The organism is Photobacterium sp. SKA34, from assembly GCF_000153325.1.
Taxonomy (GTDB): Bacteria; Pseudomonadota; Gammaproteobacteria; order Enterobacterales; family Vibrionaceae; genus Photobacterium.
This window is the reverse complement of the sequence record NZ_CH724142.1, coordinates 86984-94047: the sequence shown is the minus strand read 5'-3', so window position 1 is coordinate 94047 and position 7064 is coordinate 86984. Positions and strand designations below refer to the sequence as shown.

Below are 7064 nucleotides of genomic sequence, written 5' to 3'. Positions count from 1 at the left end.
TGGCTTTCTGGGTTGATATTTGGCGTCTTTTTCATGGCATTTATTATACTAAAGTCATGCCGTTAACGCTTGGTGGATATAGCTTTATTATCGATTAAGTCATTGTAAAATCGTTTATTTGAACGGGTTTATGGCCGATAATCGTGAAGCCAGAAAGCAGTCTATCAAGCTCGCATTGAGTCAGGGTAAACACGTCATTTTTCTCTTTTGACGGCCATTTATACTTGGCTTTTTCAAGGCGTTTATACCAAAGTGCAAAGCCTGTTTTATCCCAGTACAACACTTTGATTTTGTCGCGCTGTTTATTGGTAAACAGGAATAGTGCGCCGCTTCCCAAGGGTAAATCGGTGTCACTTTCGATAATCGCCGCGAGGCCATTGATGGACTTTCTAAAATCGACACTCTCACGATACAGATAAATATCTGGTGCACTTAGCATATGTTTCATGACAAGGCTCCAATGAGTTCTGCCAGGTAGGCAGCGGGCGTGCCTTGAGGAATACTCAGCTCAACGTCGTTGACAAAAAGTGTCATATTCGCGGTAGGTATTTGCGTCATATGGTAACGTGTTGTCTGCTCTACAACGTTTGCTTTGACGAAGCCGTTAGTCTGTGGTGTTTGAAGGTGTGTTAACTGTTGGCGTTTGGCATGAAACGTGGAAAGACTTAATCCGTGATGTTCACAAAAAGCACGTTGAGTGAGTTGGCTGGATTCATAGCACTCAAACAAAGTCTGCCATTCTTGATTGGTACGTCGTGTTGCCATTTTAAATCTCCTTTGGATTGGAGATTTGATCTTATTCTTCGAGTAAAGTGATTAGAATGCGGTGTTTATGGCACGCTTACGGTTAATCAACGTACAAAACAGGCCGAATGTGATGTTCTATTTTTTGTTATTATTTATAAACAAATAAAGAATATTTTCTCAAAAACAATTCTGTGCTTTATTTTTAGACATATCGACAATTTAAAAAGGCATCTGCAACTACGCAAAATCTAAATGAATATGGGTACACCCTTTTTTACATGCAATACCGGGTTGTTCACTTTTTTCAGGCGGAACTAGGAATAATGATTGTCCGCATTCATTACAACTAACCACTTTCCCTTGCATGACTTTTTTAATAATAGCTTGTTGATCACCAAACGATTGTTTAGCCTGTTTGTTTAATTGAGAAAAATCAAGTTTCATAAGGTCAGCTCATACATATAATATTAATAGGTAAAAAAAAGGGCTTTTCAGCCCATTTTTATAACTCAAAATCATCAAATTCAGTTGCATTAACTTGGCGCTCAAGAAAAGCGACTAAATCATCATGACCGCCAATATATTTACCATCTAAAATAATTTGAGGTACAGTACGAACCGTTAGTCCCATTTTTTGTTCGATGAAATCAACCATCACTAATTTTGATAAATTTAGCCCTAAAACAAGTGTTGTATACTCGATACCACGTTCATCAAGTAGTGCTTTGGCTTTCACACAAAACGGACAATTCGGCTGCGTAATTACTAAATTATCGTATTGCTCAAGCTGTTCGATTGTTAGATTTTTTACTTCAGTCATCACATTGCCACTTCTTCTATAATGTAAGGTGGTCAAGATAATTGAAACTTGCTTAATAGTAAAATATCTACTTCACACCTGTTTACTATCTAAACAATATTTAATTTTAGTTGCACTGTTCACTTTCTATTCGCAATTACTAATCGATAACCAACAGGTAAAAATAAACAATCAACGGAAAAATCATAAACAACTGTTTTATATAAAATAAAAAACACTAACGCTGAATAAATTGACGGTGAGAAAGTTAACAGATTTTAACCTTTCACATATTGAACATTAATTGAAAATAGATGATATTAATTACCTCACTACCGTTAACTGTTTCGTCAATCCTTTTGCATTCAAACATTAACGGATAATCAAAAGCATCAAAATGAATAATAAATCGCTTTTATCACGGAATTTAACTGCTCTGTCATTGCAGAGTTAAGGAGAGAATTGTGGACATAATAGCTACACCACAAACATATAATAAAGGTGAGTTAACTCAGTTACTTGATATAGCGCGTAATGCGATTCAAGACCACTTTTCCGATCGTCCGATAAATGCACCTAGGCTTAATCACTACACTCGTAAGATGCAACAACATGCGGCGTGTTTTGTTACTTTAGAAGTGAATAATGTACTGCAGGGCTCAATGGGAACGATCATAGCCTCGCGCCCATTAGTCATTGAAGTACATAATAAAGCAGTTGCTAGTGCATACGAAGATCGTCGTTTTATGCCTCTTTCTGAAGAACAACTTGATGAATTAACAATCGAAGTCGAAGTGTTATCATCACTTGAAACGCTGGCTATTCACTCTCATCAGGCCTTAGTTGAACACTTACAAATACCTAACAATCGCCAAGGTATTGTATTAATTGATCGCTACACGCAAACCATAATGCTGCCTAGTGCGTGGAAAAAAGGAATCACACCAGATCATTTTATTCAGCAATTAAAACAAAAGGCAGGTTGGCCACCAAGTTATTGGTCACCCAATATAATTGTTAAAACCTTTACAACTAGCGCACTTAAAGAAAAATACGCCAAAATTTGTAGTAAATATTTCTAATAGTTAGGCAAGCAGTAGTAATTGCTGTTGCTTGCTTATTCAAACCTTTTCGGTACTTTTGTCATAATGCTTGATTCTCAATCTATTTCATTATGAGTAACGATACCTTCCACCTTTTCCTGAGTGCTATTTCGCAATCAAGCCATACGGTATACTTTTGAACATTTGGGGATGCAGGCTGAGCGTCGGTGCTAAATTCGCTCCTTTCCAATCGAGTAACATTATCGCAAGTACATTTCGGTGCTCGCCAGTGACTAAATCTATATCACCCGTTACTGATGGGATCATTCCATGTTGGGGATTTATTGCTTTCTGAATCACATTGCGGGTTTTATCTACTACGGGATCTGCATCTAACCCTGCCAATAAAAAGTTAATCCCGACCTCTGCAATAACATCCTCTTTTGTTTCAGCAATAATCTTATCTATATTTTTACGGTAGTAATCAAAAATCCATTGATAATCTTTTTCATGGATCGGTAATTGATAATATTTCGATGCCGCAAAAATAATATGCGTTAACCCATAAATTTTATTACTGTATTGCTGAGAAGATAATTGATTGTCTTGGCTATCAGGATAAGTTTCACGAAAAGCGATAATAAAATCATTCACCACATCTTGCTCACCCAGTTGTCTTAACCAATAGACTTGATTTGCAAGTTGTGCTGCCCAAGCTTGGATCATTTCAGGATCAGTAACATATTTTTTAAAATCATAACGGCGAAGAACCTGCCTTAGTTGCGCATCATTTTGATGCTTTAAACCATACTCATCGGCACGCGCCATAGAACCGAGCAACCCAACACCTAAATATACGTATTCAGGCATAGTCTGAGTCGCTTTATATCGACGTTGGCTACGTTCTTTAGGTGATGCTTTATAATTCGCTAATCGCGTTAGACTGTATCGCTGTACTTGTTCAGGTGTCACTACTTCTGTCGAGTAGCGATTTAAGTTACTCACTACTCGCGCCATGTCCATCCATATCGCTGCTGCGTATTTAGGATCTAACGACTGTCGATACATACGTAAGCCATAATGCCCCGCAGTATAGGCTGGAAATGTATATAATTGAGGCTCAAAGGTTTGGCGGATCTGATTAGCACTTTGTTGATATGCCGGCTTAAGCTGTAAACTATTTGCCGCAACAGACCAACAAAATAAAAGATAGAAAAACCAGTAGCGACTAAACACCAAACGCATAATGACTACCTCCCGAAAAAATAACGAGCATGAAGAGTAACATTATGTATTACTACCTCGGTTAACTTTTACCTCTTAGTAATTGATATAATATAAATATGCCAACATGATCACATCGTCATTTAATCCGCAATATTAATATCAACCCACACCATTCGATGATCTGAGCCAGCGACTGGCTTTTCTCTACCTTTACAATCTAAAATAAGTTCACGTAACGCATCACTTTTATCCGGCCAAAAAACCCCCGTCTTTATCACTTCTAAATTTTCAGATGGCAATACATAATCTAACCGCAACCCAGCTAAATGCGTCCATTCATTTTTACGACCAGTACGCTTTTGCCTAGAGTAATAATGCCTCCCACCTTCACTCTTTGGGGTATATTTACCGCGGCTAACTGTTTTATTAATTTTATCGTGTTTTAGTAATTGTTTAATTGCCGCTTTATATCCATCACCATCATCTATATCGGCATTTAAATCCCCCATTACAATAAAAGCGTCATCAGGTTTTAATCCACCAACTTGATCATTATCATCAACTAAATAGGGGGCATCATTAATAATGTCGATTAATAGCTGGATTTCATCATGATTACGTTTTGCATTTCGACGTTCGTTGCCGTCAAACACAGGAGGCGTTGGATGACAGCACAGTAAATTAATTTCTTTATCTTTAACAACAATCGGTATAACAACATGATTTTTAGAAGATAAACGTAATATATCCTGCGCATATTTTGAATAATAATCGACAGGCATCAAGTTATTTGGCATATCCTTCCAAAGAAAATGCTGCCACGTTCGAATATTCTCTTGTTGTAGTGGGTATTTAGATAAAACAACAAAACCAAAATGACCATGAAATTCACCGTAACCTTGGGCATCTTCTGGTAAAGAGCAGACACCATCATCGTTTAGATCTATTTCGGTTAATAGGCCAGTATTGGATGAAGGACAATAACGATAAGGGTAATCGATCACCGGTTGTTGATATTGAGAATGAGATAAATAATTCAGACAGAAATTATCAAGGCTGCCGTCATCTCCCCCATTACCAGGGTGATCAAATTCACACAGTAACAAAACATCAGCATTAACATTTTGAATAATAGCTGCGAGTCGCTGAAATCTTTTATTAGTTAAACTCGATGTCAGCTGAAAAATACGCCCTTGCTCTGGCTCAGACATCGCGACATTAAACATTGCTACACGTAAGGATTGTTTTGTTTCTAAAACGGTTGGTAAAAACTCTGCCACACGCTATCTCGTTATCAATAATTGAAAACGGCATTGTAAACATCCCCCCCGTGTTTACAAATACAAACCACGTAACTTAATTTTTCTAAATATAAAACATTAATTAAGATGACTTAACCAATGTATCAATCGCTAACCGGATCTGTTTTGCATCATACCCTGCTTGATGCCTCATCGCTCCTAAATTATCTAAAGCCGATTTAAAGTGTACCTGACCAAGTCCCTTTTGATTTTTTAACCAATGGCTTATCTCCGTAAGAACAAAAGATGGCCGCATGTGTGCAGCATGGTACAAACGCCCAAGCCAAAATAGATCCCATTCACTGTCACATAAAACTAATTCATATTGACCTAAAGTCGTATTTAAATGTTGGCAAACATCCACCACTTGCATCCCTGTCTCTTCAATCATTGACCGAGATATCTTATGGATGTTGTGTTGAATATCCTTATCCCAATGAGACCAGTTATCTGATGCAGATAACGGATTAATTAGCATGCTATTGTTTGTTCCATCTGGTAAAGAATACCCAACTTCAATCGGATAAGAATGTTCAGATAAACCTGAGGCCTCAAAATCAAGTATTGCCCACATTACACACTCCCTGTTTTTATACCTATGCTGTTAATCATCAACTTCCTTGCTATGACAATAACAACCCAACAAATATTTAACGATTTACTCGTTACCTTTTAACCTTAGACCCTCACTCATAACACAACAACACTTTCATTGATAAGGATTACTTTTAAGACACACTACATATAAGTAATAAGAGACTTATTTTAATTATTCATTAGCAAATACAGCGCATCGCTGCATTTACTCATGATTTAACGATATAATTACCGACACTATATTTTGATCTAAAAATGACTATGATTACTTCTCCCACTCCTCTGATTGGCTTTGTGGGCTTTAGTGGCTCAGGAAAAACAACTTTATTAGAAAAGGTAATCCCGTTACTCAAACAACGTGGTATTCGATTAGGTTTAATAAAACATAGTCATCATGACATTGAACCCGATTTGCCAGGTAAGGACTCTTATCGATTACGTCATGCAGGTTGTGGCCAAACTTTGCTAGCAACAAAATCACGCCACATGCTTTATTTTGAGTATCCAGAAGATGAACGAAAGGATCCTGAGCTCAATGACTGTTTAGATCAACTCGATCACAGCAAACTCGATATTGTATTAATAGAGGGATTCAGAGAGCAGGCTTTTCCTAAAATAGAAATTCATCGTCCGTCTTACAATAAACCCTTATTGTATCCTAATGACCCTCACATTATTGCATTTGCTACTGACGCAGATACTCAACTATGTCAGCTACCACAGCTAGATATCAATAATCCTCAGTCTATTGCGCAATTTATTCTTACTTGGTTAGAAGAAAATGGTCAGTAGAAAGATCGTGGGTATAGATACACCTCTTTTTTGTCCACAATGTGGAAAATCAAGCTTAATCCATTTATCCAATAAGCAATTTACTTGTAACGCCTGTGATTTTACCTATTTTCACAACCCAGCAGCTGCTGTTATGGTTGCTCTGTCATATGAAGATGAGTTGCTGGTAGCAATAAGAGGTAGAAATCCAGGATTAGGATTATGGGATTTACCTGGCGGATTTGTTGACCCTAATGAATCATTAGAGCAAGCAGTAATACGAGAAATACAGGAAGAACTCAACTTAACGCTGACTGATTTTACATACCAATGCTCATTCAGTAATACGTATTGCTACAAAAATATTGAATATAAAACTTGTGATAGTTTTTTTAGCCATCAATTATTAGGTAAACCGACACTAACCGCGCGGGATGATGTTGCCGATATTTTGTGGGTAAAAAAAACAGATATAAAACTAGAAAACTTTGCTTTTACCTCAACGCAACGTGCTGTTGAGTTATGGTTGAATAATCACTAAGTTATAAAAAAGAAGTATCAACATCTATTGATACTTCT

10 protein-coding genes are annotated in these 7064 nt (G+C 37.1%); 3 read left to right on the top strand and 7 right to left on the bottom strand.

Annotated elements, in window-relative coordinates:
* Positions 1–94: 94 nt before the first annotated feature.
* The 4 genes from tnpB to SKA34_RS09355 form a co-directional block, all read right to left on the bottom strand.
* Positions 95–448 carry an IS66 family insertion sequence element accessory protein TnpB gene (tnpB, locus tag SKA34_RS09370; RefSeq protein WP_006643801.1) on the bottom strand — a complete coding sequence of 118 codons (354 nt, stop codon included), beginning with the start codon at positions 446–448 and terminating at the stop codon, positions 95–97.
* Positions 445–765 carry a hypothetical protein gene (locus SKA34_RS09365; protein ID WP_004998436.1) on the bottom strand — a complete coding sequence of 107 codons (321 nt, stop codon included), beginning with the start codon at positions 763–765 and terminating at the stop codon, positions 445–447. Before SKA34_RS09365 ends, tnpB begins: the two co-directional genes overlap by 4 nt.
* A gap of 219 nt (positions 766–984) precedes the next feature.
* Positions 985–1191 carry a hypothetical protein gene (locus SKA34_RS09360; RefSeq protein ID WP_006645278.1) on the bottom strand — a complete coding sequence of 69 codons (207 nt, stop codon included), beginning with the start codon at positions 1189–1191 and terminating at the stop codon, positions 985–987.
* A gap of 58 nt (positions 1192–1249) precedes the next feature.
* Positions 1250–1567 carry a glutaredoxin domain-containing protein gene (locus SKA34_RS09355; protein ID WP_006645277.1) on the bottom strand — a complete coding sequence of 106 codons (318 nt, stop codon included), beginning with the start codon at positions 1565–1567 and terminating at the stop codon, positions 1250–1252.
* A gap of 443 nt (positions 1568–2010) precedes the next feature.
* Between SKA34_RS09355 and amrA the strand changes: the two genes are divergently transcribed.
* Positions 2011–2628, top strand: a complete 618-nt coding sequence (gene amrA / locus SKA34_RS09350) for an AmmeMemoRadiSam system protein A (protein ID WP_006645276.1) — start codon at positions 2011–2013, stop codon at positions 2626–2628.
* Positions 2629–2754: 126 nt separating this feature from the next.
* Here the strand turns inward: amrA and SKA34_RS09345 are convergent, their stop codons facing one another.
* The 3 genes from SKA34_RS09345 to SKA34_RS09335 all read right to left on the bottom strand — a co-directional run bounded on the left by SKA34_RS09345 (position 2755) and on the right by SKA34_RS09335 (position 5691).
* Complete coding sequence (locus SKA34_RS09345; RefSeq protein WP_006645275.1) at positions 2755–3834, bottom strand: DUF3541 domain-containing protein; 1080 nt, start codon at positions 3832–3834, stop codon at positions 2755–2757.
* A 122-nt stretch (positions 3835–3956) separates the two neighbouring features.
* Positions 3957–5096: an endonuclease/exonuclease/phosphatase family protein gene (locus SKA34_RS09340; protein ID WP_006645274.1), complete on the bottom strand. Its 1140-nt coding sequence runs from the start codon at positions 5094–5096 to the stop codon at positions 3957–3959.
* Positions 5097–5199: 103 nt separating this feature from the next.
* Positions 5200–5691 carry a hypothetical protein gene (locus tag SKA34_RS09335; RefSeq protein WP_006645273.1) on the bottom strand — a complete coding sequence of 164 codons (492 nt, stop codon included), beginning with the start codon at positions 5689–5691 and terminating at the stop codon, positions 5200–5202.
* 284 nt (positions 5692–5975) lie between these two features.
* Between SKA34_RS09335 and mobB the strand changes: the two genes are divergently transcribed.
* Both mobB and SKA34_RS09325 read left to right on the top strand, forming a co-directional pair.
* Positions 5976–6506 carry a molybdopterin-guanine dinucleotide biosynthesis protein B gene (mobB, locus tag SKA34_RS09330; RefSeq protein WP_039860382.1) on the top strand — a complete coding sequence of 177 codons (531 nt, stop codon included), beginning with the start codon at positions 5976–5978 and terminating at the stop codon, positions 6504–6506.
* The gene (locus tag SKA34_RS09325) at positions 6496–7026 is read left to right on the top strand and encodes an NUDIX domain-containing protein (RefSeq protein WP_050764794.1); all 531 of its coding nucleotides are present in this window, start codon (positions 6496–6498) and stop codon (positions 7024–7026) included. The genes mobB and SKA34_RS09325 overlap by 11 nt, the downstream gene beginning before the upstream one ends.
* Positions 7027–7064 lie beyond the last annotated feature (38 nt).

What these genes read in the sequence shown, in the direction of transcription:
- tnpB (WP_006643801.1), bottom strand. Translation starts at nt 448, where the DNA reads ATGAAACATATGCTAAGTGCACCAGATATTTATCTGTATCGTGAGAGT.
- SKA34_RS09365 (WP_004998436.1), bottom strand. Translation starts at nt 765, where the DNA reads ATGGCAACACGACGTACCAATCAAGAATGGCAGACTTTGTTTGAGTGC.
- SKA34_RS09360 (WP_006645278.1), bottom strand. Translation starts at nt 1,191, where the DNA reads ATGAAACTTGATTTTTCTCAATTAAACAAACAGGCTAAACAATCGTTT.
- SKA34_RS09355 (WP_006645277.1), bottom strand. Translation starts at nt 1,567, where the DNA reads ATGACTGAAGTAAAAAATCTAACAATCGAACAGCTTGAGCAATACGAT.
- SKA34_RS09345 (WP_006645275.1), bottom strand. Translation starts at nt 3,834, where the DNA reads ATGCGTTTGGTGTTTAGTCGCTACTGGTTTTTCTATCTTTTATTTTGT.
- SKA34_RS09335 (WP_006645273.1), bottom strand. Translation starts at nt 5,691, where the DNA reads ATGTGGGCAATACTTGATTTTGAGGCCTCAGGTTTATCTGAACATTCT.
- mobB (WP_039860382.1), top strand. Translation starts at nt 5,976, where the DNA reads ATGATTACTTCTCCCACTCCTCTGATTGGCTTTGTGGGCTTTAGTGGC.
- SKA34_RS09325 (WP_050764794.1), top strand. Translation starts at nt 6,496, where the DNA reads ATGGTCAGTAGAAAGATCGTGGGTATAGATACACCTCTTTTTTGTCCA.